Genomic DNA, 24,561 nt, shown 5'->3' on the forward strand with positions numbered 1-24,561 from the left:
AAATGAGCTGCCGGACCAATCGGCCGCGGCCTATTACTTCCTTAGTCCTGCCGCCTGCTTCGGGGTTCAGCAAGCGCCATCCTTCACCTCAAATAATCGTCACTGTACCCCGTAATCGGCGAATTCCTTAGCAATATTGGGGTCCATCGCCTTCGCGTTGTTTATATCCAGATCGCCTTCCGAAAGCGAGCCGTTGCGCTTCTTGGCAAGGCCGCGGCCATACAGCGACGAGGTCAATCGCGGGTTGATCTTGAGGGCGGCATCGAAATCGGCAATGGCATTCTTGGTCTGGCCGCTCTTGAGGTTGACCAGGCCACGGCTGTCGAGCGCATCGACGAAATTCGGCCGCAGCCGCAGCGCTTCATTGCAATCCTTCAGCGCGGCCTGCAGGTCGCCGATGACGGTGCGGGCCCAGCAGCGGTTGTTGTAGGCTTCCACGTCCTTTGGATTCAGCCGCAGCGAATTGTTGAAGTCCTTGATGGCAAGGTCGTAGAGGCCCTTGCTGGCATAGACCTGCCCGCGCCGGTACAGCGCGGCGCCATCGTCGGGATTGTCGACCAGCTTGTCGGTCAGGCTCTTGATGGTCGGATCGTCGGCAATCGACGGCGCCGGGGTGCTGGTGTTCGGTTTGGCCGGCGGCGGAGGCGGAGGTATAGCGGCCTCAACCCGGGGCGGGGCGGGTGGCGGCGGCAAGGGCGGCGGAGGCGGTGCGGGAGCCGCTACCTGAGGCGCAGGCGTTTGGGCCGGTGCGGGTGCCGGAGCAGGCGCTGCGACCGGCGCCGGAGGCGGCGGCGGGCTCGACGGCCGCGGGCCGGAGCCGCCCGGAATGAAGGAGAAATCCTCGGCCAGCGACGACGAAATCCACGGCACCTGCTCGCTGCGCGAGGCGCGGGTCACGCCGACCCGGGTGCGGTTCAGCGTTTCCTCCGCCATCAGGTCGGGGGTGCGGATTTCCTTGAGCAGCTCCCGCACGAACAGGCTGTGGTCGGTGCCGTTGTCGGAAATCACCGACGAAAGTGCCGCCGAGTACATCACCAGCGTGCCGTTCGGGGCGATGACGGGCGCGAGGCCGGCCGAAAAGCTGCGGAAGCGGCGCTCGAACGGATTGCGCCTGGAGGCGTCGACCAGGGCGATCTTGACCCCGGCGCCGCGGCTGTTGATCTCGCCCAGCACCGTTTCAAGGCTGAAACCGTCACGTCGAACGTCCGACTCGGTCCAGATCTGCGCGTCAACCGGGATCATGTAGCTCTGGCGGCTCGACTGCACGCCGAAACCCGAGAAGAAAATCAGCGCGACCGAGCCCGGCTTGATCTTGCCGTACAGCCGGTCGAAGGCGCGGCGCATCTGCTCGCCGGTGAGGTTCTCGCCGATATCGACGTTGAAGCCGTCGCGCTTGAGCTCGTCGGCGACGTCGCGGGCGTCGTTGATCGGCTCCTTCAGCGGCGCTTCGGCATCCGGATATTTTGCGTTGCCGATCACCAGCGCATAGCGGTCGCTTGCCGCGAACGACGGGGCGATCGACACCACCGAAAAAATCGCGGCCGAAAAAATCAACGGGGTAAGCAATGCAAGGCGAATTTTCATAATGACGGCAGTCCAGATCGCAGCAACCCAACCAAAAAGGCGCCGATACCAGCTTGCGCCGCGGCGACCTTACTCTACGCATCCTGCATTATCAAACCGCGCCCGCACTGCGTCAACCGCTTGCGATGGCGTCATTAATTGCGACAATTAACCGCGACGCTGCGTGCGGAAGCACCGGAATAAATTGCGCTCCCGCTGATGTCGCACCGGTGTCACAGAGTGGCCGCGCGAGCTCCTATCAAGCCCTTCCGTCGTACCCCGCGAAAGGTATCAGTGCGCCGAGGCCTGACGGCTCACATAAGCCATTCTGCAATACGGGATCACCGGCCCCAGTGTGCAATTGCGCACAAGGCAGGTGAGGCAATGTGATCCGTCTCACACAGAGGCGAGGCTGTCATGCGCGAGGCGGGTTTGACCTTTGCGGATGGCAATGGCTTGCTGCCCGCATCGGCCAATCCAAACCTCAAGAAAAGTGACACCGATGGGAAATGCCTACGAAATCTACGCGTTGCGCTATGCAACGATGTCGCCGCGCACCCCGCATTTGAATTTTCTGGTGCCGGATCCGCACGAAACCACGGCGCAGGACCTCGATTATTTCGTTTGGTTGATCCGGGGCGGTGGCCGCGAGATTTTGGTCGACACCGGTTTCAACGCCGAAGAGGCCAAGGCGCGCGCCCGCAAGCTCACGCTCAACCCGGTCGACGCGCTGGAAAAGTTTGGCGTCAAGGCTGACAGCATCAAGGACGTCATCGTCACCCATTTGCATTACGACCACGCCGGCAATCTCGATCGCTTCCCTCATGCCCGGTTCCATCTGCAGGACCGGGAGATGAGCTACGCGACGGGGCGCTGCATGTGCAACGGCATGCTGCGGCATCCGTTCTCGGTGGAGCACGTCACCACGATGGTCCGTCATGTCTATGGCGAGCGCGTCACCTTCCATTCCGGCGATGGCGAGATCGCGCCGGGCGTCACGGTGCATCGCGTCGGCGGCCATTCCGACGGGCTGCAGGTGGTGCGGGTCGAAACCGCGCGCGGGCCGGTGGTGCTGGCGTCGGATGCGGCGCATTACTATGCCAACCTGCAGAAGCGCAGTCCGTTTCCGATCGTCTACAATGTCGGCGACATGGCGCAGGGCTGGGAGATCGTGGAAAAGCTCGCCGGCCATCCCGATCGTTTCATCCCGGGCCACGATCCGATTGTGAGCGAGATCTATCCGCGCGCCAGCGACAAGGTCGATGCCTTTGCGCTGCATCTGCCGCCATCGCGATCATTTGTGAAATAAGGGGCAGGACTCTCACAGCCGTCATTGCGAGGAGCGCAGCGACGAAGCAATCCACTCTTTCTTGATGTGGCAAGATGGATTGCTTCGCTGCGCTCGCAATGACGGGGTGAGGTCGGGGCCTTAATACGCTTCCTTCGCGTCCGCCTGCTCGCTGTCACGTACCAGGTCGAGGCTGTCCTCGATCTTGCCGAGCAGCAGCGCGAGGTTCTTGCGTTCCGGCGCAGAGAGGCACGACAGAATCTCCTGCTCCCGGCGCAGCAGGCGCGGGATCAACTCCTCATAGAGCGCCGCGCCCTTGCGCGTCAGGCGAAGGCGGAACTCGCGGCGGTCGTCCGCGTTCTCGACGCGCTCGACCATCTGCCGCTTCATCAATGCCGTGACGGCGCGGCTGATGGTGGATTTATGGGTGCGGGTGCAGTGGGCGATATATTGCGCGCTGCAGGGGTCGTTGCGAAAACCGAGGGTCGCCAGCACCCGCCATTCGGGAATGTCGAGCCCGTAACGCGCCTGATATTCGGCCGCCAGCGCCGAACTGACTTCGGCGGCCAACCGGTTCAGGCGGAACGGCACGAACTTGAAGAGATCGAGCCGCGCGCTCTTTCGGGCCGCGTCTTCATCCCGCGGACGCCGGTCCTCTTCGGTTCGCGGCCGGGGCGGACGCTCGCTGGAAGGCGCTTGTGCCAAAAATGGCTCCAATTTGAGTTGACTGGGGACGGCGCTCAGGATTTAAGATAGTTGCAGATGCGACTATTATCATGGTCGCCAGCCCATGACTAGTTGCAAGGACGGCTAGTTACAAGGACGGCTCGTCGCAAGGTTCAGCCCGCATGGCATCAACCAAAACCCAGTTCGGCTATCGCAGGCACCCCGATCAGGACAGGTCGGGGGCTGACGTGGCCGAATATCCAGTCGTGGTGGTCGGCGCCGGGCCAGTGGGGCTGTCGCTGGCGATCGATCTGGCGCAGCGCGGGCAATCGGTGGTGTTGCTCGACGATGCCGACCGGATTGGCGAGGGTTCGCGCGCGATCTGCTTTTCCAAGCGCTCGCTGGAATATTGGGACCGGCTCGGCATCGGCCAGCGCATGGTCGACAAGGGCGTGGTGTGGAGCGTCGGCAAGATCTTTCACGGCGACTCGAAGCTCTACCAGTTCAATCTGCTGCCGGAGCAGGGCCACAAGCGGCCGGCCTTCATCAACCTGCAGCAATTCTATGCCGAGGCTTATCTGGTCGATCGCGTCGGCGGGCTCGCCGCCATCGATCTGCGCTGGCGCAACAAGGTGGTCGGGCTCGAGCAACGCAACGACCATGTGGCGCTGACGATCCAGACGCCGGATGGTCCGTACCGTCTGCAGGCCGGCTTTGTCGTCGCCTGCGACGGCGCCCGCTCCTCGCTGCGGCAGATGGTGGGCGCGGAGTTCACAGGGCAGGTGTTCGAGGACCAGTTCCTGATCGCCGACGTCAAGATGACGGCGGAATTCCCGACCGAACGCTGGTTCTGGTTCGATCCGCCGTTTCATGCCGGGCGGTCGGCGCTGCTGCACCGGCAGCCGGACGATATCTGGCGGATCGACCTGCAACTCAATCGTTTCGCCGACCCCGCGGTTGAAAAGCAGCCGGAAAACGTGCGGCCGCGAATCGCGCGCATGCTCGGCCACGACAAGTTCGAGTTCGAATGGATTTCGCTGTACAAATTCCAGTGCCGCCGCATGGACCGGTTCCTCCATGGCCGCGTGATATTCGCAGGCGACGCCGCCCATCAGGTGTCGCCGTTCGGCGCCCGCGGCGCCAATTCCGGGCTCGAGGATGCCGAGAACCTAGCATGGAAGCTCGACCGGGTGCTGCGCCAGCGGTCGCCGCAAACCCTGCTCGACAGCTATCACATCGAGCGCAGTGCGGCCGCCGACGAGAACATCCGCGAATCGACCCGCTCGACCGATTTCATGGCGCCCAACTCGCATCAGGAGGCGCGGTTGCGCAAGGCGGTGCTGTCGCTCGCCAAGGAGACCGAATTCGGCAAGCGCATGGTCAATGGCGGGCGGCTGTCGACGCCTTCGGTCTACGAGACGCCGCTCTCGACCGCCGATGGCGATAAGTGGCGCGGCGGCGTGCAGCCCGGCGCGTCGATATCAGATGCGCCGCTGGTGGCGACCTCCGGCGAGTCGATCTACCTGACGGAGGCCTTCATCGGCAGCGGCATGCGCTTCACCTTGCTGGAATTCGGCAACGGCGCTGCCGTCGACGCACCCGACGGCGTTAGTGTGGTCCGCATCGGTGGCGATGATGGATTTGCAGATTCCGAAGGTCTCGCCGGCGCACGCTACGATGCCGAACCCGGCACTGCGTATCTGCTGCGGCCTGACGGCTACGTCGCCGCCCGTTTCCGGCATCCGACCCGGCCCGCGCTCGATGCCGCATTGGCGCGCGCGTCCGGCCACAACTGAGGTTTATATGACGCTGTCGACCAGTTCGAATTTCGCCAAGCCCGACGATGCGTTTCGCGCCGTCGTCGAGGCGCATCGCGGCCTGAGCGACGAGCAGAGCGCCGATCTCGATGCGGCGCTGGTGCTCATCCTTGCCAATCATATCGGCGATATCGCGGTTCTGCACGAGGCGATTGCGCTCGCCAAGCGGCGGATGCTCGATGCCAGCCAGCAGCAACAGCAGCAACAACAATAGATACGTCTCAAACGAAGTCAGGGATAGAATTGATGGCCAAAGGTTTCGCGTCCACGACCGATATGGCGGAGAAGAAAATCACCTTCTCCGAGATCGGCACCGATCTCTATGCCTTCACCGCCGAGGGCGATCCCAACTCCGCCATCATCGTCGGTGACGACGGCTGCCTGGTGTTCGACGCGCAGTCGACGCCGGCGATGGCCAATAAAGTGATCGAGCGCGTCCGCACCGTGACCGACAAGCCGATCAAATATGTGGTGCTGTCGCATTATCATGCGGTGCGTGTGCTCGGCGCCTCCGCCTACAAGGCGCAGGGTATCGTGGCGTCCGCCGAAACCCATCGGCTGATCGAGGAGCGCGGCCAGCAGGACTGGGATTCCGAATATGGCCGGTTTCCCCGCCTGTTCCAGGATGCGCAGAGCATTCCCGGCCTGACCTGGCCGACGCTGACGTTCGAAGGCGAGATGTCGATCTATCTCGGAAAACGCGAAGTGCGGCTGATGCAGCTCGGCGCGGGGCACACGTCCGGCGATATCGTCGCCTGGGTGCCGGATGCCGAAGTGATGTTCTCGGGTGACCTGATCGAATATCACTCGGCCTGCTATTGCGGCGACGCGCACTTGCGCGAATGGCCGATGACGCTGAATGAAATCCGCGCCTTCAACCCCAAGGCAATTGCGCCGGGCCGCGGCGATGCGCTGCAAGGCCTCTCCACCGGGCGCGATGCCATCGCGATGACGCGCGATTTCGTCACCTCGCTGTATGGCGCTGCCGAAACTTCGGTCGCCCGGGGGCGCAATTTGAAGGAATCGATGGCGGCGACGCGCGAGGTGATGGACCCGAAATTCTCGTCGTTTGCGATCTACGAGCACTGCCTGCCGTTCAACGTCTCGCGCGCGTTCGACGAGGCGTCGGGGATCGACGATCCCGTAATCTGGACCGACAAGCGCGACCAGGAAATGTGGGCCGCCCTGCAAGGAGGATGACCATGAATATCAACACCTCGCCTGATCAGATCGTTCGAAGCACCGCGCAACTGACGCCGGGCTACATGTCCGGCTTCGGCAACAGCTTTGAGACCGAGGCGCTGCCCGGCGCGCTGCCGATGGGCCGCAACTCGCCGCAGCGCTGCGCTTATGGGCTCTATGCCGAACAGCTCTCCGGCTCGCCGTTTACCGCGCCGCGCGGCAGCAACGAGCGCTCGTGGCTCTATCGCATCCGCCCGTCCGTAAAACATTCCGGACGGTTTGCGAAAGCCGATGCCGGGCTGTGGCGCACCGCGCCGTGTCACGAACATGAATTGCCGATCGCACAGTTGCGCTGGGACCCGGCGCCGATCCCGAAGGAGGACATGACCTTCCTGCGGGGCGTGCAGACCATGACCACGGCCGGCGACGCCAACACCCAGGCCGGCATGGCCGCACACATCTATCTCATCACCAAATCGATGGTCGATCAGCATTTCTACAATGCCGACGGTGAGATGATGTTCGTGCTGCAGCAGGGCAATCTGCGCCTGGTCACCGAGTTCGGCCGCATCGATGCCGAGCCCGGCGAAATTGTCGTGATTCCGCGCGGCGTAAAATTCCGCGTCGAGATTCCTTCTGGCCCGGCGCGCGGCTATCTCTGCGAAAATTACGGTGGCGCCTTCACGCTGCCGGAGCGCGGGCCGATCGGCGCCAATTGCCTCGCCAATTCGCGCGACTTCCTGACGCCGGTGGCGGCCTATGAGGACAAGGACACGCCGACCGAATTGTTCGTGAAATGGGGCGGCTCGCTGTTCAAGACCACGCTGCCGCATTCGCCGATCGACGTGGTGGCGTGGCACGGCAACTACGCGCCCTACAAATACGATCTGCGCACCTTCTCGCCGGTCGGCGCCATCGGCTTCGACCATCCCGATCCCTCGATCTTCACGGTGCTGACGTCGCCGTCGGAAACCGCGGGCACCGCCAATATCGACTTCGTGATTTTCCCGGAGCGCTGGGCGGTGGCCGAAAACACCTTCCGGCCGCCCTGGTATCACATGAACATCATGTCGGAGTTCATGGGGCTGATCTACGGCGTCTATGACGCCAAGCCCGAAGGCTTCGTCCCCGGCGGCATCAGCCTGCACAACATGATGCTGCCGCACGGCCCCGACCGCCAGGCGTTCGATCATGCCAGCAACAGCGAACTAAAGCCGGTGAAGCTGACCGGCACCATGGCCTTCATGTTCGAGACCCGCTACCCGCAGCGCGTCACCGCGCACGCGGCGAAGTCGGCGACCTTGCAGGACGATTACGCCGATTGCTGGAAGGGCCTGGAAAAGCGCTTCGATCCGAACAAGCCGTGAGGCTGCTCGCTGTCCATGACTCGTCATGCCCGGGCTTGTCCCGGGCATCCACGTCTTGAAGCAGCAAAGAAAAGTCGTGGATGGCCGGATCAAGTCCGGCCATGACGGCGGTTAATTGGAGAAGTAATTTGCCCCATCCCAACGACCCCACCCTCCGTTCCTTCATTCCCGTCGCTCCCACCTCCGACTTCCCGATCCAGAATCTCCCTTACGGCGTGTTCTCGGCGAAGGATGGCCTCGCGCCGCGCGTCGGCGTCGCGATCGGCGATTTCGTGCTCGATCTCTGGGAGCTCGAACAGGACTCCAGGCTGGATGTCGGCGCGCTCGGTGTGTTCTCGAGCGCCTCGCTCAATCCGTTCATGGCGCTGGGGCCAAAAGTCTGGACGAAGACCCGGGCACGGATCAGCGAACTGTTGCGCCACGATCATCCCGAGCTGCGCGACAACGAAGAACTGCGCAAGCTGGCGCTGGTGCCAATGAAAGACGTCAAGCTGCATCTGCCGATCAAGGTCGATGGCTATACCGATTTCTATTCGTCAAAGGAGCACGCCACCAATGTCGGCGTCATGTTCCGCGGCAAGGACAACGCGCTGCAGCCGAACTGGCTGCACATGCCGATCGGCTACAACGGCCGCGCCTCGACCGTCGTGGTCAGCGGCACGCCGGTGCGCCGGCCGTGCGGGCAGTTGAAGCCGCCAGCCGTCGACCTGCCGAGCTTCGGGCCGTGCAAGCGGCTCGATTTCGAACTCGAAATGGGCGTGGTGGTTGGGCAACCCTCTGCCATCGGCGAGAGGCTGACCGAAGCGCAGGCCGAGGAGATGATCTTCGGCTTCGTCATCCTGAACGACTGGAGCGCGCGCGACATCCAGCAGTGGGAGTATGTGCCGCTCGGGCCTTTCCAGGCCAAGGCGTTTGCGACCTCGATCAGCCCGTGGATCGCGACGCGTGAGGCGCTGGAGCCGTTCCGGCTGCATGGCCCGACGCAGGATCCGGAGCCGCTCGCCTATCTGCGGCAGGCACAGCCGAACAATTACGACCTGCGGCTCGACGTCGCGCTGCGCGCCGGTGCGAAGAACGAAGCGGCTGACATCTCCAGCACCAATTTCAAATACATGTACTGGTCGTCGGTGCAGCAACTGGTGCACCACGCCTCGTCCGGCTGCGCCATGAATGTCGGTGACCTCCTCGGCAGCGGCACCATCTCCGGTCCGGAAAAAGACCAGCGCGGCAGCTTGCTCGAAATCTCGTGGAACGGCACCGAGCCGGTCGAATTGCCCGGCGGCGTCAAGCGGACGTTCCTGGAAGACGGCGATTCGCTTGTCATGCGCGGCTGGTGCCAGGGCGACGGCTACCGCGTCGGGTTTGGCGAGGTCGAGGGGACGATCACGCCGGCGGTGTGAGGTCTCTCCGCGTCATTGCGAGGAGCGATAGCGACGAAGCAATCCATCTTGCTTCAAAGAAGGTCTGGATTGCTTCGCTTCGCTCGCAATGACGGCTGATAGGTCAGCGATCCGCCGGCGGAATATCCCGATACATCGCGCAATGCGCCGCCACGTCCTCGAGGCTATACTTCAGATGCACGCGCTTGTCCGATGGCGGCTGCTGGTCGACGCAGACGCCAGGTCGCCGCGGCGTTGCCGGCCGGATCGGCCGCGGTACGAAGCCGCCGCCGCAGTTCGGGCAGACGTTGTGCAACTTGTTCTCGGCGCAGTCCGCGCAGAACGTGCATTCGTAGGAACAGATCCGCGCCTCAGTCGCGCTCGGCGGCAGGTCCTTGTCGCAATATTCGCAGTTCGGCCGGAGTTGCAGCGCCATGGCGGTCCCGTGCGTTGATTTGAGGGGGATGATCGCAAATCGGGCCAGAAATGCGAATGGCGAATTTCCCTCGATTTGGGCCATGCTAGAGTGGGGCTGCATCCTTCGAGACGCCACGCTACGCGTGGCTCCTCAGGATGAGGTCTCAGATCCTCATGGTGAGGAGCGCGGCAACGCCGCGCGTCTCGAACCATAAGGCCGCTACCGCGGGAGCTCTTTCAACGGCAGCTTCGAACTTTCCTTCAGCCGGTCCAGCACGATCGAGGAGCGCACATGCGCCACGCTCTGGTGCGGCATCAGCACGTTGTTGACGATGTCGGACAGGCTCTTGAGATCGCGCAGCACGGCCTTCAACAGATAATCGGCATCGCCGGTGAGCGAGTACGCCTCCTGGATCTCGTCGACACGGTTGACCAGCGCACGGAACTTCTTGGCATTGTCCGGCGAATGCGTCGCCAGCGTGATGTGGATAAAGGCGATCAGGTTGAAGCCGAGCGCCTCGCCGGCGAGGTCGGCGTGATAGCCCGCGATCACCTTCTCCTCTTCCAGCCGCATCCGCCGCCGCGAGCATTGCGAGGCGGACAGGCCGACCCGGTCGGCCAGTTGCTGGTTGGTCAGGCGGCCGTCGTCCTGCAACGCGGCCAGCATTTTGAGGTCGAAGGCGTCTACGGGGATCATGCGTGAAATACCCATTTGGTGCACGAAGCTTGCATCATTGTAGCCAATTCGGCGTCCCTTTGCATGCTCTTTGCGCCCGATATGGCGGAAACTCGATCCAGCCAAATCAGGGAGATTCCGGCGTTAGGGAGGTTAAGGATGGGTCCGTTTCCGCACGATGCGCCGGCCGCCACCATCAGCGCCGACAATCCGATGGGCACCGATGGCTTCGAGTTCGTCGAATACGCCCATCCGCGGCCGGAGGAGCTGCACGCGCTGTTCAAGCTGATGGGCTATGCGCCGGTCGCGCGCCACAAGAGTAAAAAGATCACGGTCTATCGCCAGGGCGACGTCAACTATCTCGTCAACGAAGAGCCCGGCACCCATGGTTTTGATTTCGTTGCCGCACATGGTCCCTGCGCGCCATCGATGGCGTTTCGCGTGGTCGATGCGAAGCAGGCCTATGAGCGCGCGCTGTCGCTCGGCGCGGAGCCCGCGGAGGTCTCTTCAGCGCAGAAAACGCTCGATGTTCCCGCCATCAAGGGCATCGGCGGCAGCCTGCTCTATTTCGTCGATCGTTACGGCGCCAAGGGTGCGGCCTACGACCTCGAGTTCGAATGGCTGGGCGCGGGCGACGTCCGTCCCGCGGGCGCGGGGCTTTATTACATCGATCACCTCACCCACAACGTCCATCGCGGCCGCATGGACGTCTGGACCGGCTTTTACGAGAAACTGTTCAACTTTCGCCAGATCCGGTTCTTCGATATCGAAGGCCGTGCGTCCGGCCTGTTCTCGCGCGCGCTGACCAGCCCGGACGGCAAGATCCGAATTCCGATCAACGAGGACGCCGGCGATTCCGGGCAGATCGAGGAATATCTCAACATCTACAGAGGCGAGGGCATCCAGCACATCGCCTGCGGTGCACGCGATATTTATCGCACCGTCGAGACGCTGCGCGCCGACGGCCTGCCGTTCATGCCGCCGCCGCCTGCAACCTACTTCGAGAAGATCGATGCGCGCCTGCCGCAGCACGGCGAGGACGTTGCGCGGCTGCAGCGCGACGGCATCCTGATCGACGGCGAAGGTGTCGTCGAGGGCGGCCAAACCAAGGTGTTGCTGCAGATATTTTCGGCGAATGCGATTGGACCGATCTTCTTCGAATTCATCCAGCGCAAGGGCGATGACGGGTTCGGCGAGGGGAATTTCAAGGCGTTGTTCGAATCGATCGAGGAAGATCAGATTCGAAGGGGTGTGCTGAAGGTGGGCAACGCGGCGTAGGCTTCTCGTGTCCCGGACGCGGTGCAGCGTTCTTTACGCTGCTCCGCAGAGCCGGGACCCATTACTGCCGAAACGTTTGCCGTGGGCCCCGGCTCTGCAGTGCATCGCTGCGCGCTGCACCGCGTCCGGGGCACGAGAGAGCGCGGAACTACCGTCCCGCCTTCCACGCGCTCGTCAGCTCACCAATATCCGCACTCACCGCATCTCGCACCGCCGAAGGCGTGCGCGAGAAACGCGGCGCGGGGGCGGGCTGGGTGACGCCGTGACGCTCGATGAAAATGTTGCGCGCCGCATTATGCGGATGCTTTGGCGCTTCCTGCATGGTCAGGATCGGCGCGAAGCAGATGTCGCTGCCTTCCATGATCTTGCACCAGTCTTCGCGAGTCTTGGTCTTGAACACCTTTTCCAGCTTTGCCTTCAGCGCCGGCCAGGCCTTGCGGTCCATCTGGGCGTCGAAGTCGGCGTCGGTGAGGCCGGCATGCTGGCGCAGCAGTGCGTAGAACTGCGGCTCGATCGAGCCGATCGAGATAAAATGGCCGCAGGAGCATTCGTAAACGCCGTAGAAATGCGCGCCGCCGTCGAGGAAGTTGGTGGCGCGCTCATCGGTCCAGCGGCCCATCGCCGTCATGTCGAAGAACATCGACATCAGTGATGCCGCGCCGTCGCACATCGCGGCATCGACCACCTGGCCCTTGCCGGATTTCGACGCTTCGAGCATAGCGGCGAGTACGCCGACCACGAGGTAAAGCGCGCCGCCGCCGAAGTCGCCGACCAGGTTGAGCGGCGGCACTGGCTTTTCCTTGGTGCCGATCGCGGCCAGCGCACCGGTGATCGAGATGTAGTTGATGTCATGGCCGGCGGCGTTGGCCAGCGGGCCTTCCTGACCCCAGCCGGTCATCCGGCCGAACACCAGACGCGGGTTGCGCGCCATCACCACGTCGGGACCGAGGCCCAATCGCTCCATCACGCCAGGCCGAAAGCCTTCGATCAGCGCGTCGGCATGGCTAAGCAGGTCGAGTGCCTGCGCGATCGAAGCCTTGTCCTTCAAATCGAGCTCAACAACTTTTCGGCCGCGTGTCGCCACCGCTTTCAGGTTCTTCTTGGCGCCGATGCGATCGAGCGTCACGACTTCCGCGCCCATGTCGGCCAGCATCATGCAGGCGAACGGGCCCGGGCCGATGCCGGCGAATTCGACGATGCGGAAACCGGCGAGCGGACCGGAGGCGCGGGTGGCGGATTGGGCGGCTGGTTTATCGAGCACGTTGTTTCTCTCCCGAGGGAAGCGTCTTTAATTAGTTGATTAGCTAAATTGTCCCGCCGAAGCGAGGCCGTGGCAAGCTTCTTTTGCCGACAATTGGTCCAAAATGCAGAACGGCGCGCATCGCTGCGCGCCGTTCTTGTCATATTGCGTTTAGGCGCTAGCCCGCAGCGATTACCGCCCGCTGCGCCATCACCTTGATCAGGTTAGCGCGGTAGTCCGACGAGCCGTGAAGATCGCTCATCAGGCCGTCGGCCGAGACGGTGACGCCGTCGATGGCGCCGGGCGACCAATTGGCCTTCAGCGCCGCTTCGATCGCCGGTACCCGCATGACGCCGTTCTGCGAAGCTCCGGTGGCGGCGACGCGGATATCGCCTCCCGGGCTCCTGGCCACGAACACACCGGTCAGCGCGAAACGCGACGCCGGGTGGGGGAATTTGGCATACCCGGCCTTGTCGGTCACCGGGAAGGAGACCGCGGTGATGATCTCGCCGTCTTCCAGCGCCGTCGTAAACAGGCCCTTGAAGAAATCGCCGGCCTTGATGTTGCGCTTGTTGGTTTTCACGGTGGCATCAAGCCCAACCAGAGCCGCAGGATAATCCGCGGCCGGATCGTTGTTGGCGATCGAGCCGCCGATGGTGCCGCGATGCCGCACGGCGGGATCGCCGATCAGCGAAGCGAGATAGGCCAGCGCGGGAATCGCTTTCTTTACGATACTGCTCTGGGCCACGTCGTAATGCGTCGTGGCGGCCTTGATGACGATCCCGTCGCCCGATGGTTCGATGCCGACCAGATCCTTGATCCGGGCGAGATCGATCACGTCGGACGGCGACGCCAGCCGCTGCTTCATCACCGGGATCAGCGTGTGGCCGCCGGCGAGGTACTTCGATTCCGAACCCTTGGCGAACAGTGCCGCGGCTTCGTCGACCGAGGAGGGGCGATGATAAATTGTCTCATACATGATGTGTGCTCCTCTTAGCCGTGAATGGCATGCCAGACGCGATCGGGCGTCGCCGGCATTTCCAGTTTGTTGTGACCGATGGCATCCGTGATCGCGTTGATCACGGCCGCCGAAGAGCCGATCGCGCCGGCTTCGCCGCAGCCCTTGACCCCGAGCGGATTGCCCGGACACAGCGTCGGCGTATGCGAGAGCTTGAACGACGGTAAATCGTCGGCGCGCGGCATGGTGTAATCCATGAACGAGGCCGTGATCGGCTGACCGTTGGCGTCGTAGACCGCGTGTTCAAGCAGCGCCTGGCCGATACCCTGGGCCAAGCCGCCGTGAACCTGACCTTCGACGATCATCGGATTGATCAGCCGGCCGAAATCGTCGGCCGCAACGAAGTTGACGAACGAGGTCTTGCCGGTCGCGGGATCGACTTCGATCTCGCAGATATAAGTGCCGGCCGGGAAGGTGAAGTTGGTGGGATCGTAGAACGCGGTTTCCTTCAGACCGGGCTCCATGCCATCCGGCAGGTTGTGCGCGGTGTAGGCGGCGAGCGCCACCATCGGCAGCGCGATCGACTTGTCGGTGCCGGTGACCTTGAACTCGCCATTCTCGATGACGATGTCGTTCTCCGACGCTTCGAGCTGATGGGCTGCGATCTTCTTCGCCTTGGCTTCGACCTTTTCCATCGCCTTGATGATGGCGGTGCCGCCGACCGCAAGCGAGCGCGAACCGTAGGTGCCCATGCCGAACTGCACTTTATCGGTGTCGCCATGGACGATCTGCACCTGGCTGATCGGTACGCCCAAGCGTTCCGAAATCAACTGCGCGAAGGTGGTCTCATGGCCCTGGCCGTGGCTGTGCGATCCGGTCAGGACCTCGATGGTACCGACCGGATTGACCCGGATTTCAGCCGACTCCCACAGGCCGACGCCGGCGCCGAGGCTGCCGACCGCCTTCGAGGGCGCGATGCCGCAGGCCTCGATGTAGCAGGAGACGCCGAGGCCGCGCAGCTTGCCGTCGGCTTTGGCCTTGGCCTTGCGCGCGGGGAAACCGGCATAGTCGATCGCCTTCATCGACGCATCCAGCGAGGCGCCGAAATCGCCGATGTCATAGGCCATGATCACCGGCGTCTGATGCGGGAACTGGGTGATGAAGTTCTTGCGGCGCAATTCCGTCGGATCGACCTTCAATTGCCGCGCCGCGGTTTCCATCAGCCGCTCGACCAGATAGCTCGCTTCGGGGCGGCCCGCGCCGCGATAGGCATCGACCGGCGTGGTGTTGGTGTAGACCGTCATCACCTCGGCGTAGATCGCCGGGATGTTGTACTGGCCCGACAGCAGCGTGGCGTAGAGATAGGTCGGCACCGACGACGAGAACAGCGACATGTAGGCGCCGAGATTGGCGTGGGTTTTTACCCGCAAGCCGATGATCTTGTTGTCCTTGTCGAACGCCATCTCCGCCTTCGAGATATGGTCGCGGCCATGGGCGTCGGTCAGGAAGGCTTCGGTGCGGTCGCCGGTCCACTTCACCGGGCGTCGGACCTTCTTGGAGGCCCACAGCGCCACCATTTCTTCCGGGTATATGTAGATCTTGGAGCCGAACCCACCGCCGACGTCGGGGGCGATCACCCGCAGCTTGTGCTCCGGCGCGATGTTGTAGAACGCCGACAGCACCAGGCGGGCGACATGCGGGTTCTGCGACGTCGTGTACAGCGTAAAATGCTCTTCGGCCTCGTCGTATTCCGCGATCGCCGCGCGCGGCTCCATCGCATTCGGCACCAGCCGGTTGTTGGTCAATTCCAGCGTGACCACATTGGCGGCCTTGCCGAAGGCGTCCTTGACGGCAGCCTCGTCACCGATGTGCCAGTCATAGATGACGTTGCCCGGGGCTTCCGGATGCAACTGCGGTGCGCCCGGCTTGAGCGCCGAGCGGATGTCGGCGACGACGGGGAGTTCTTCGTAATTGACCACCACGGCTTCGGCGGCGTCCTTGGCCTGGTTCTTGGTCTCGGCGATCACGACCGCGACCGCCTGGCCGACGAAACGCACGGTTTCCGGCGCCATCGCCGGCCATGCGCCCATCTTCATCGGCGTGCCGTCCTTGGAGGTGATGGCCCAGCCGCAAATCAGGTTGCCGACCTTGTCGTCGACGATCTGCTGGCCGGTCAGCACGCCGACCACGCCCGGCATCTTCATCGCCGCGGATGAATCGATACCCTTGACCTTGGCATGCGCGTGCGGGCTGCGGATGAAATGGGCATGGGTCATGCCCTGAAGCTTGATGTCGTCGACGTAGCGGCCCTTGCCAGTCGTGAAACGGCGGTCTTCCTTGCGCACAACGCTTGCGCCAATGCCTTCAACGCCCATGTTCTGTCCTCCCAACCGGAGTTATTGTTTCCGCCCTTTCCATCGAAAGGTGGCGGTCTTGAATGCAGGTTTGGTAGCCGGCGGAGGCTATTCGGCCGCCTGCGAGACCTTCATGCGGCCGGCCGCATCGAGCACCGATTTGACGATGTTGTGGTAGCCGGTGCAGCGGCAGATATTGCCTTCCAGCTCATGGCGGACGGTTTCCTCGTCCAGCTTGCCGCCGTAGCGGTGCACGATATCGACCGCCGACATGATCATGCCGGGCGTGCAATAGCCGCACTGCAGGCCATGATTGTCGCGGAACGCCGCCTGCATCGGATGCAGTTCGTCGCCCTTCGAAAGGCCTTCGATCGTGGTGACGTTGGAGCCGGCGGCCTGTCCGGCCAGCACCGTGCAGGATTTGACCGCCTTGCCGTCGATATGGACGACGCAGGCGCCGCACTGGCTGGTATCGCAGCCGACATGGGTGCCGGTCAGGTTGAGATTTTCGCGCAGGAGATGGACGAGGAGGGTCCGGTCCTCGACATCGACCGAGACGGCCTTGCCGTTCACCGTCAGTTTGATGGTAGACACGCGTGATACCTCCCGATGTTTTTGAATTATTCCAATTAGAAACAGCGGGGAGGGAACTTGCAACTAGGATTTTGGTCGCGCTTGTCATTGTGATGACACTCTGGGAGTGAGCGGTGTCGTCATGCGATCGGCTTTTCTTCACCCTCCCCTGGAGGGTCGGAGACGAGCGAAGTTCGCTCGTCGGTCGGCACGGATCGCGCGAGGCGTGACGGGGTAGGGTGATCTCTCAACGCGGGCACTGTTCGCGAGGAGAGGCCTTCACCCACCCCGCCGCTTCGCGTCGACCGATGAGCGAGCTTCGCTCGTCTCCGACCCCTCCAGGGGGTAAGAGAACGCCGGCGTCCGGCCCCCCACAACCCAAGGCGTCCGGGCGGGGTTTACTCACCCTTATCCATTCTGCCGTAGTTTTACCCAGGGATCGGGGGCCTTGGGCCGCCCGGTCCCTGAGTTTTCAGAACGAAAGCGGGGGGCTTGAGGTGGGAATAGTGAAACGTGCCGGGTCGTTATCGATCAAATTCCCGACCCTCCGGTTCCGCGCCAAGATCATGCTCGGCTTTGCCGTGACGCTGGCGATTTCGGCCGCCAGCATGGGTTTTGCCTATCTCGGCTTCGAACGTGTGTCCGGGGGCGTCGACTCCTACCGCCGCAGCGTGCTGGAGGCGGATCTGGCCCGCAACATCGACCGCGAATTGATCTCCTACCGGTCGCAGGCCCGCTATTTCGTGGCGACGGGCAAGGAAGAGGACGGCAAGGCGGCGCTAGCGGCCGAGGGCAGCCTGAAGGACGCCATTATTGCCTCGATGAAGGGCACCACCAACCCGGCCCGGCTCGAGCAGATCGTGAAACTGGAGCGGGAATTCCGCGCCTTCACCAAGATTTTCGCCGACATCCTCAAGGTCAAGGACCAGAGCGCGCTGATCACGCAAAACCAGCTCGCGCGTACCGGCACCACGTTGCGCTACAAGCTCGACGATCTCCCCAGCAACGCCGACGACTCCGAAATTCAGGTCATTACCCTCGGGACAAAACGCGTGCTGGAACAGTTTCAGGCGGTGACGGCGCTGGCCAACACCTTCGTGGTCAATTCCGACAAGACGACCGCGGCGAGTGCGCTGGCGCGCCTGAAATTCGTCGAGGGGTCGCTGAAGGCGATCTCGTCGAACACCGACAAGATCCAGCAGGGGATCAAGGAAGTCTCCGTCATGCTGGACGAATACCGGCAGGCGCTAACCAAGCTGGTCGACAATTCCAAGGAAATCGACGAGCTGACCCTCGAAATGACGGAGTCGGCGGCCGCCATCAACCAGGGCTCCGGCGTGATGAAGGCGGACCTGGTGGCCGACCAGAAGCGGCTCGAGGGTGAATCGCACGCGACCATCGGCGAGACCGAGCAACTGATCCTGATGCTGGCGGCCGGCGGCTTCGTGCTCGGCTGCGTCTGGGCCTTCTTGCTCGGCAAGGGCATTTCCCGGCCGATGACCAAGATGTGCAGTGCAATGCGCGAACTCGCGGCCGGCAATTTTGACGTCGTGCTGCCCGGCCTCGGGCGCAAGGACGAACTCGGCGAGATGGCGGGTGCGGTGGAGGAGTTCAAGGTGCAGGCCGTAGCCCGCGCCGAGCGCGACGCCGCCACCCAGGAAGCACAGAACAAGGCTGCGAGCGCGGCGCGGCGCGCCGAACTCATTCGCTTTGCTGATGATTTCGAGACCGCGGTCGGCGCCATCGTCGGCAACGTTTCGGCATCCGCGGTGCAGCTTGAAGCCGCGGCAGGCACCCTGACGCGGACGGCGGAAACCACCCAGAGCCTGTCGAGCCAGGTGGCCGGCGCCTCGGAAGAGGCCTCCAGCAACATGCAGTCGGTGGCGTCAGCGACCGAGGAGCTTTCGGCCTCCGTCGACGAGATCGGCCGCCGCGTCAAGGAATCCAGCCAGATCGCTGAGGCCGCGGTGCGTCAGGCCGAACAGACCGACGGCCGCATCGGAAAATTGTCGCGCGCGGCGCAGGAGATCGGCGACGTCGTCAAGCTGATTACCGCGATCGCCGAGCAGACCAATCTGCTGGCGCTGAACGCCACCATCGAGGCCGCCCGCGCCGGCGATGCTGGCCGAGGATTCGCGGTGGTCGCGTCCGAGGTCAAGTCGCTGGCGAGCCAGACCGCGCGGGCGACCGACGAAATCTCCAACCACATCTCCGGCATGCAGGGCGCAACGCAAGAGTCCGTGGCGGCGATCAAGGAGATCGGCGGCACCATCGGCAAGATTTCCGATATCGCCACCACGATCTCCGATGCGGTTCAGCAGCAGAGCACGGCGACGCAGGAAATCGCGCGCAGCGTCCAGAACGTGGCGCAGGGCACCCAGGAAGCCGCCGCCAACGTCATGCAGGTCAACCGCGGCGCCACCGAAACCGGCACGGCCTCGGAAGAGGTGCTGAATTCGGCGCGCTCGCTGTCGAGCGAAAGCGCCCGCCTGCGCGAGGAGCTCGACCGCTTCATGGCGAATATCAGGGCGGCTTAGTCGTTGTCCCGGCCTAGTGCGCAATTGCGCACGGGGCCGGGGCCCATAACCGCTAATTTGGTTGTTGCGCCCCTCGCCAGCCGCAGTGCCTTACCGATAAATCACGCGGTATGGATCCCGGCGTTCGCCGGGATGACGGTCTATCTCACCCGGTTCCGCTACCGCTATGCGGGAACCCCGACGCCGCGCAGGCGTTGTCTTGCGTGGCGGGCATCCCGTTTGCCGCAATTTGGGCGAGAGAACCCTGGGACGGGGTGTTCCGGGGCGTTTTTTCGTTGGTTCAACCCGATGGATGTGCAGCCGAAACGGCGTGGTTTGGAGCAGGTGCACGACGCTCCGGCATTGGCGCCGGCGCAGCAAGATAACGATCGCATCATCGAGACCAGCATTCCCGCGCGGCTCGATAATCTGCGCTGGAGCGGATTTCACACCCGTGTCGTGCTCGCGCTCGGAATCACCTGGGTGCTGGACGGACTGGAAGTCACGCTGGCGGGCTCGCTGGCCGGCGCGTTGAAGGAAAGCCCGGCGCTGCATTTTTCGAATTTTGACGTTGGCTTTGCCAACAGTGCTTATCTCGCCGGCGCCGTGCTCGGTGCATTGGGCTTCGGCTGGCTGACCGACCGGATCGGTCGCAAGAAGCTGTTCTTCATCACGCTGGCATTCTATCTGACGGCGACGGCGGCCACCGCATTGTCATGGAGCGTGGCGAGTTACGCACTGTTTCGATTTTTGACCGGTGCGGGGATCGGCGGCGAATACACCGCGATCAATTCGACGATCCAGGAACTGGTGCCGGCGCGCTATCGCGGCTGGACCGACCTCTTGATCAACGGCAGTTTCTGGATCGGCGCTGCGATCGGCGCCGTCAGTGCGATTGTGCTATTGGATCCTGCGGTGCTGGCGCCGGATCATGGCTGGCGCGTGGCCTATCTGACCGGTGCGTTCCTCGGCCTGATCGTGTTCGTGATGCGGATGTGGATTCCGGAAAGCCCGCGCTGGCTGATGATCCATGGCCGCCCGGATGAAGCACATGCGATCGTGGACGAGATCGAGAAGTCGGCAACCGGAGATGTGCAACAGCAGGCCCTGCCGAAGATCAAGATAAGGATGCGCGATCATACGCCGCTGCGTGAAGTGGCCGATACCCTGTTCAACGCCTATCGTCAGCGTTCGCTGGTCGGACTGGTGCTGATGGCGGCCCAGGCGTTCTTCTACAATGCGATCTTTTTTACCTTCGCGTTGGTGCTGACCGACTTCTTCGGTATTCCGGCAAATCATGTCGGTTGGTACATCCTGCCGTTCGCCGCCGGTAATTTCCTGGGACCGCTGCTGCTCGGGCGATTGTTCGACACGCTGGGCCGCCGCGTGATGATTACGCTGACCTATGGGGTCTCGGGTGCGTTGCTTGCGGTGTCCGGTTATCTGTTCTCGATCGGCGCGCTGAGTGCGCAAGGACAGACCATTGCGTGGATGGTGATCTTCTTCTTTGCCTCGCCTGCGGCGAGTGCCGCCTATCTCACCGTCAGCGAAACGTTTCCGCTGGAAGTCCGGGCGCTGGCCATCGCGCTGTTCTATGCTGTTGGCACCGGCATCGGCGGCGTCGCGGGGCCTGCGCTGTTCGGCGCGCTGATCGATACCGGATCGCGCAACTCTGTTTTCGCCGGCTATTTGTTCGGGTCGGCATTGATGGTCGCCGCCGCCATTGTCGCGTGGCGATACGCCGTCGCGGCCGAGCGCAAATCGCTCGAATCCGTCGCACGGCCGCTAGCTTTTGTGGAGTAGGATATGATGAATCAGGAACTGGCCGAAATGCAGCGTGAAGACGACATCGTTGATGATAACGAGACTCCGGATTCCGTTCCGGTGCCGCGTTCGCTGATTCCGCATTTGAGCGAATGCGCCGTGCTGCTCGACATCGACGGCACGCTGCTCGATCTGATGCCGACACCGCGCGAGGTCTGGGTGCCGCCGGGACTGGCGAAGACGCTTCGCCGTTTGCATGAGCGCACCGGTGGTGCGCTGGCGATGGTCAGTGGGCGCTCGCTCAACGACATCGATCTGATCTTTGCGCCGGATCAGTTTCCAGCGGTCGGCGGTCATGGCGCGGAGATGCGAATCCGCGGGAGTGACGAAGCCGTCTCCCCCGCGCCGTCCATGGACAAGGAATTGAAGTTGCGGCTCGCCGCCATCGCCAGACTCAGCCCCGGAATATTGCTGGAAGACAAGGGCTATTCGCTGGCGCTGCATTATCGGCTTGCGCCGCATGCGGAGAAGGCGATCTACGAAGCGGTGTCGCTGATCAGGGCCGATCTGCCGAACGCGCCGATCGAAGTGCTGCCCGGCAAATGCGTCTGCGAGATCAAGCATTCCGGATTCGACAAGGCGAGCGGCGTGCGCGAGTTGATGAAGCACGAGCCGTTCAAGGGCCGCCGTCCGTTCTTCATCGGCGACGACGTCACCGACGAGTCGGTGTTCGCCATCATGCCGGATATGGATGGCCTCGCATTTTCCGTCGGCCGCCGCGCCAGGGGCGTGGCCGGACATTTCGATTCGCCCGATGATGTCAGGCAATTTCTCGCGCATCTGCTTGACGACGAAAGGGACGTAAGCCTGCCATAAAAATTCCGGTGTCGCCGGCTTTCGAACATCATTTCTTCGCGCTTCATCCGCGTTCTCACGGCGAATTTTATTTTTCGTGAGTTCCAGTGAGTTCCATTCTCGCCAGCCCGAATTTGGTTTCAATTCGTTGAAACGGTGGTCAGGAACCATATTGATGAATGGTTGTTAACTCGCGAGTGAACCCAGGAGGGGACCTGTGAACCTCGTTATCGTCTCGAATCGCGTAGCGCGCGCAAAGCCTAACGAGCCCATGACCGGGGGACTCGCGGCGGCGCTATTGCCCGTCGTCGAGAATTCGGGCGCGATCTGGGTCGGTTCCAGTGGCCGGGTCTGTGACGGGAACCAGAAGGAACCTTTCGCCGAAATCGAGGCTTTGGGCGAGGGCGCGCTGGCAATGCTCGACCTGCCGGCCGCGCATTACGGCGGCTACTATGAAGGCTTCGCCAATTCGGCCTTGTGGCCGGCGCTGCATTCGCGCGCCGATCTGATCCGCGCTTCCGAAGAAGACTATGCCAGCTACCGTGAAGTGAACGCCTTCATGGCGCGTGCGCTGCTGCGATTCCAGAAGCCGGATTCGATGTTCTGGATCCAGGATTACCACTTCCTCACGTTGGCTTCCGAGCTGCGCGATCTTGGTATCACGCAACCGATCGGCCTATTTATGCACACGCCATGGCCGGCGCGGGCGGTGATCGCCGGCGTGCCGCATCATCGCGCGTTGATCGAGGCGATGCTGGCCTACGATCTCGTCGGCTTTCAGACCGACGAGGATTGCGAGAATTTCCTGTCCTACGCGCAGTCCGATCTCGATCTCGTCGTGCACGATGGCGTCGTGATCTCGCAGCACGGACGGACCCGCGCCGAGGTTTTCCCGATCGGTATCGATCCGCAGAAATTTGCCCAGCTCGCCGCCAAGGCCGTCACCCATCCCGATGTCTCGCGGCTGCGGCGCAGCCTCAACGGCGAGGCGCTCGCGATCGGCGTCGACCGGCTGGATTACTCCAAGGGGCTGGTCAACCGCATCAAGGCGTTCGACCGGATGTGGACGTTGCAGCCGCAGCTCAAGCGCGCGACGTCACTGCTGCAGATCGCAACGCCGTCGCGCGGCGCGATCGAGGCCTACGGCAATCTGCAGAGTGAGCTTGCAAAACTCGTCAGCGACGTCAACGGCAACCACGGCGAAGTCGACTGGACGCCGATCCGCTATCTCAACAAGGGCTTTGGCCAGGCGGTATTGGCAGGCCTTTATCGTACCGCGCAGGTCGGTGTGGTGACGCCGCTGCAGGACGGCATGAACCTCGTTGCCAAGGAATATGTCGCCGCGCAGAATCCGGAAAATCCCGGCGTGCTGGTGCTGTCGAAATACGCCGGTGCCGCCAACGAGCTCGATGCCGCGCTGCTGGTCAATCCGCATGACATCGACGGCATGGCGCGCACGATCGCAACCGCGTTTTCGATGCCGTTGACCGAACGTCGGATGCGCTGGGAAGCGATGATGACGAAACTGCGGGACCACACCATTCAGCAGTGGTCCGCCGATTTCATCGACGCCCTGCAGGAAAGCCAAGTCGATAAAGGCCCACTGGGACCGGTCCTGGCTGATCCGCCGACCCCGTGGCCGCTTCGTTCTGTCAACAGCGGCGTGCGGTATCACTAGGGCCGAAGCGCCCACGACGATCTCGCCTCATCCTCAGAAGCCGCCAACGGGTCGCGCGAACGCGCGCCAGTTGACAGACTCCGCGGCGTCTCGAAGGAGGAATTGTGTCTGGGCTCTCATGGTTCGAGACGCGCTTCGCACTCCTCACCATGAGGGACGGATAATAGCCCCTAGTAGCAATACGACACGCCATCGAGCACCGGGCAGCGCGCCCGGCGCGGGTCGCTGGGGTTTTCCATCGGCACCACGCCCTTGCCCTGGCCGCCGACGAACACGCCCTGGCCGACGATGACGGATGACTTGTTGCCGACGATGACGCTCGGATGCGGCGAGGCGAGACTCGATCGCGTACCGTCGGCCCAGATGATCGCGTCGCCTGCGAACAGCCCGCGCCGGCCGTCGTCGCAACTCACATCCGTGCCCTGGCGGGTACAGGCCTGCGCCATCGCCGGACCGGTGCTGCCCGCAGCCGAAGTCGCCACCAGGAGAGAGAAAAGGAGTGTCCGCGTGATGTTCATGCCGTCCTCCGCCTGCGAAAATCACTTTAGTCGCTGCTACGGTCGTCGGCATTAGCAGGATTTCGGTTCAAGACGTCAGCACAGGCCCCTGTGCGGATCGGCCTTTTGTATAAATTACCAAATAAATTCAATTGGTTGTCGAAATTTCGGCAGCGGTGCCCGGCCCCCTTGCAAAATCAGTCCTGCCCCTTCAAGAGAGGGCCTCCGGAGAGATGGCCGAGTGGCTTAAGGCGCACGCTTGGAAAGCGTGTGTGCGGGAAACCGTACCGTGGGTTCGAATCCCACTCTCTCCGCCAGAGTGTCAATGAAATCAATAGTTTAATGCGTATTTCGGGATAAAACCCCCGGTTGAGCATCGAAGGGGCGAGGCGGCCTTTTTGGCGGCCCGACCCAGCACGGCTAGCTCTAGAGGCCCTAGCCGTAGAACGCGCCGGCAGCACCTTTCCGCAATGTCGGAGCACCTTCCTTAAGC

At 62.9% G+C, this 24,561-nt stretch carries 20 protein-coding genes and 1 tRNA gene; 12 read left to right on the forward strand and 9 right to left on the reverse strand.

Going from position 1 to position 24,561, the window contains the following annotated elements:
• Positions 1-99: 99 nt before the first annotated feature.
• Entirely contained in the window at positions 100-1,584 is a 1,485-nt protein-coding gene (locus BLS26_RS19090) for a caspase family protein (protein ID WP_092513659.1), read from the reverse strand.
• Between the two features lie 481 nt (positions 1,585-2,065).
• Between BLS26_RS19090 and BLS26_RS19095 the strand changes: the two genes are divergently transcribed.
• Complete coding sequence (locus BLS26_RS19095) at positions 2,066-2,872, forward strand: N-acyl homoserine lactonase family protein (protein ID WP_092513661.1); 807 nt, start codon at positions 2,066-2,068, stop codon at positions 2,870-2,872.
• A 120-nt stretch (positions 2,873-2,992) separates the two neighbouring features.
• Here BLS26_RS19095 and BLS26_RS19100 read toward each other — a convergent pair whose 3' ends face one another.
• Positions 2,993-3,442: a MarR family winged helix-turn-helix transcriptional regulator gene (locus tag BLS26_RS19100; protein ID WP_244542012.1), complete on the reverse strand. Its 450-nt coding sequence runs from the start codon at positions 3,440-3,442 to the stop codon at positions 2,993-2,995.
• Positions 3,443-3,699: 257 nt separating this feature from the next.
• On the opposite strand from BLS26_RS19100, the gene BLS26_RS19105 reads away from it, so the two are divergent.
• The 5 genes from BLS26_RS19105 (at position 3,700) to fahA (ending at position 9,283) form a co-directional block, all read left to right on the forward strand.
• Positions 3,700-5,313 carry an FAD-dependent oxidoreductase gene (locus BLS26_RS19105; RefSeq protein WP_092513665.1) on the forward strand — a complete coding sequence of 538 codons (1,614 nt, stop codon included), beginning with the start codon at positions 3,700-3,702 and terminating at the stop codon, positions 5,311-5,313.
• Positions 5,314-5,320: 7 nt separating this feature from the next.
• Positions 5,321-5,548: a DUF2783 domain-containing protein gene (locus tag BLS26_RS19110; protein WP_092518251.1), complete on the forward strand. Its 228-nt coding sequence runs from the start codon at positions 5,321-5,323 to the stop codon at positions 5,546-5,548.
• Between the two features lie 32 nt (positions 5,549-5,580).
• Positions 5,581-6,534, forward strand: coding sequence for an MBL fold metallo-hydrolase (locus tag BLS26_RS19115; protein WP_092513667.1), 954 nt, complete (start codon positions 5,581-5,583; stop codon positions 6,532-6,534).
• 2 nt (positions 6,535-6,536) lie between these two features.
• Positions 6,537-7,883: a homogentisate 1,2-dioxygenase gene (hmgA, locus tag BLS26_RS19120; RefSeq protein ID WP_092518252.1), complete on the forward strand. Its 1,347-nt coding sequence runs from the start codon at positions 6,537-6,539 to the stop codon at positions 7,881-7,883.
• A gap of 128 nt (positions 7,884-8,011) precedes the next feature.
• Positions 8,012-9,283 carry a fumarylacetoacetase gene (gene fahA, locus BLS26_RS19125; protein WP_092513669.1) on the forward strand — a complete coding sequence of 424 codons (1,272 nt, stop codon included), beginning with the start codon at positions 8,012-8,014 and terminating at the stop codon, positions 9,281-9,283.
• 103 nt (positions 9,284-9,386) lie between these two features.
• On the opposite strand, the gene BLS26_RS19130 is transcribed toward fahA, so the two are convergent.
• The gene (locus BLS26_RS19130; protein ID WP_092518253.1) at positions 9,387-9,698 is read right to left on the reverse strand and encodes a DUF1272 domain-containing protein; all 312 of its coding nucleotides are present in this window, start codon (positions 9,696-9,698) and stop codon (positions 9,387-9,389) included.
• 201 nt (positions 9,699-9,899) lie between these two features.
• Positions 9,900-10,376 (reverse strand): Lrp/AsnC family transcriptional regulator, encoded by a 477-nt coding sequence (locus BLS26_RS19135; RefSeq protein ID WP_172804632.1) that lies wholly within the window; start codon positions 10,374-10,376, stop codon positions 9,900-9,902.
• Positions 10,377-10,514: 138 nt separating this feature from the next.
• On the opposite strand from BLS26_RS19135, the gene hppD reads away from it, so the two are divergent.
• A complete protein-coding gene (gene hppD / locus BLS26_RS19140) occupies positions 10,515-11,633 on the forward strand; it encodes a 4-hydroxyphenylpyruvate dioxygenase (RefSeq protein ID WP_092513671.1) in 1,119 nt (372 codons plus the stop codon).
• 148 nt (positions 11,634-11,781) lie between these two features.
• Here hppD and BLS26_RS19145 read toward each other — a convergent pair whose 3' ends face one another.
• The 4 genes from BLS26_RS19145 to BLS26_RS19160 form a co-directional block, all read right to left on the reverse strand.
• A complete protein-coding gene (locus BLS26_RS19145) occupies positions 11,782-12,894 on the reverse strand; it encodes a CaiB/BaiF CoA-transferase family protein (RefSeq protein WP_092513673.1) in 1,113 nt (370 codons plus the stop codon).
• A gap of 157 nt (positions 12,895-13,051) precedes the next feature.
• Positions 13,052-13,852, reverse strand: a complete 801-nt coding sequence (locus BLS26_RS19150) for a xanthine dehydrogenase family protein subunit M (protein ID WP_092513675.1) — start codon at positions 13,850-13,852, stop codon at positions 13,052-13,054.
• 14 nt (positions 13,853-13,866) lie between these two features.
• A complete protein-coding gene (locus BLS26_RS19155; protein WP_092513677.1) occupies positions 13,867-16,206 on the reverse strand; it encodes a xanthine dehydrogenase family protein molybdopterin-binding subunit in 2,340 nt (779 codons plus the stop codon).
• A gap of 87 nt (positions 16,207-16,293) precedes the next feature.
• Positions 16,294-16,779: a (2Fe-2S)-binding protein gene (locus BLS26_RS19160; RefSeq protein ID WP_074821965.1), complete on the reverse strand. Its 486-nt coding sequence runs from the start codon at positions 16,777-16,779 to the stop codon at positions 16,294-16,296.
• 545 nt (positions 16,780-17,324) lie between these two features.
• Between BLS26_RS19160 and BLS26_RS19165 the strand changes: the two genes are divergently transcribed.
• The 4 genes from BLS26_RS19165 to BLS26_RS19180 all read left to right on the forward strand — a co-directional run bounded on the left by BLS26_RS19165 (position 17,325) and on the right by BLS26_RS19180 (position 23,571).
• Positions 17,325-19,295: a methyl-accepting chemotaxis protein gene (locus BLS26_RS19165; RefSeq protein ID WP_092518255.1), complete on the forward strand. Its 1,971-nt coding sequence runs from the start codon at positions 17,325-17,327 to the stop codon at positions 19,293-19,295.
• A gap of 324 nt (positions 19,296-19,619) precedes the next feature.
• Positions 19,620-21,077 carry an MFS transporter gene (locus BLS26_RS19170; RefSeq protein ID WP_371360627.1) on the forward strand — a complete coding sequence of 486 codons (1,458 nt, stop codon included), beginning with the start codon at positions 19,620-19,622 and terminating at the stop codon, positions 21,075-21,077.
• A 6-nt stretch (positions 21,078-21,083) separates the two neighbouring features.
• Positions 21,084-21,914, forward strand: a complete 831-nt coding sequence (gene otsB / locus BLS26_RS19175) for a trehalose-phosphatase (RefSeq protein WP_092518257.1) — start codon at positions 21,084-21,086, stop codon at positions 21,912-21,914.
• 196 nt (positions 21,915-22,110) lie between these two features.
• Positions 22,111-23,571 carry a trehalose-6-phosphate synthase gene (locus tag BLS26_RS19180; RefSeq protein WP_172804633.1) on the forward strand — a complete coding sequence of 487 codons (1,461 nt, stop codon included), beginning with the start codon at positions 22,111-22,113 and terminating at the stop codon, positions 23,569-23,571.
• 170 nt (positions 23,572-23,741) lie between these two features.
• Here BLS26_RS19180 and BLS26_RS19185 read toward each other — a convergent pair whose 3' ends face one another.
• A complete protein-coding gene (locus BLS26_RS19185) occupies positions 23,742-24,017 on the reverse strand; it encodes a hypothetical protein (protein ID WP_244542013.1) in 276 nt (91 codons plus the stop codon).
• A 278-nt stretch (positions 24,018-24,295) separates the two neighbouring features.
• Here BLS26_RS19185 and BLS26_RS19190 point away from each other — a divergent pair.
• Positions 24,296-24,385, forward strand: a tRNA-Ser gene (locus BLS26_RS19190).
• The last annotated feature ends 176 nt before the right edge of the window (positions 24,386-24,561 follow it).

Origin of the sequence: Afipia sp. GAS231 (genome assembly GCF_900103365.1) — a bacterium.
GTDB lineage: Bacteria > Pseudomonadota > Alphaproteobacteria > Rhizobiales > Xanthobacteraceae > Bradyrhizobium.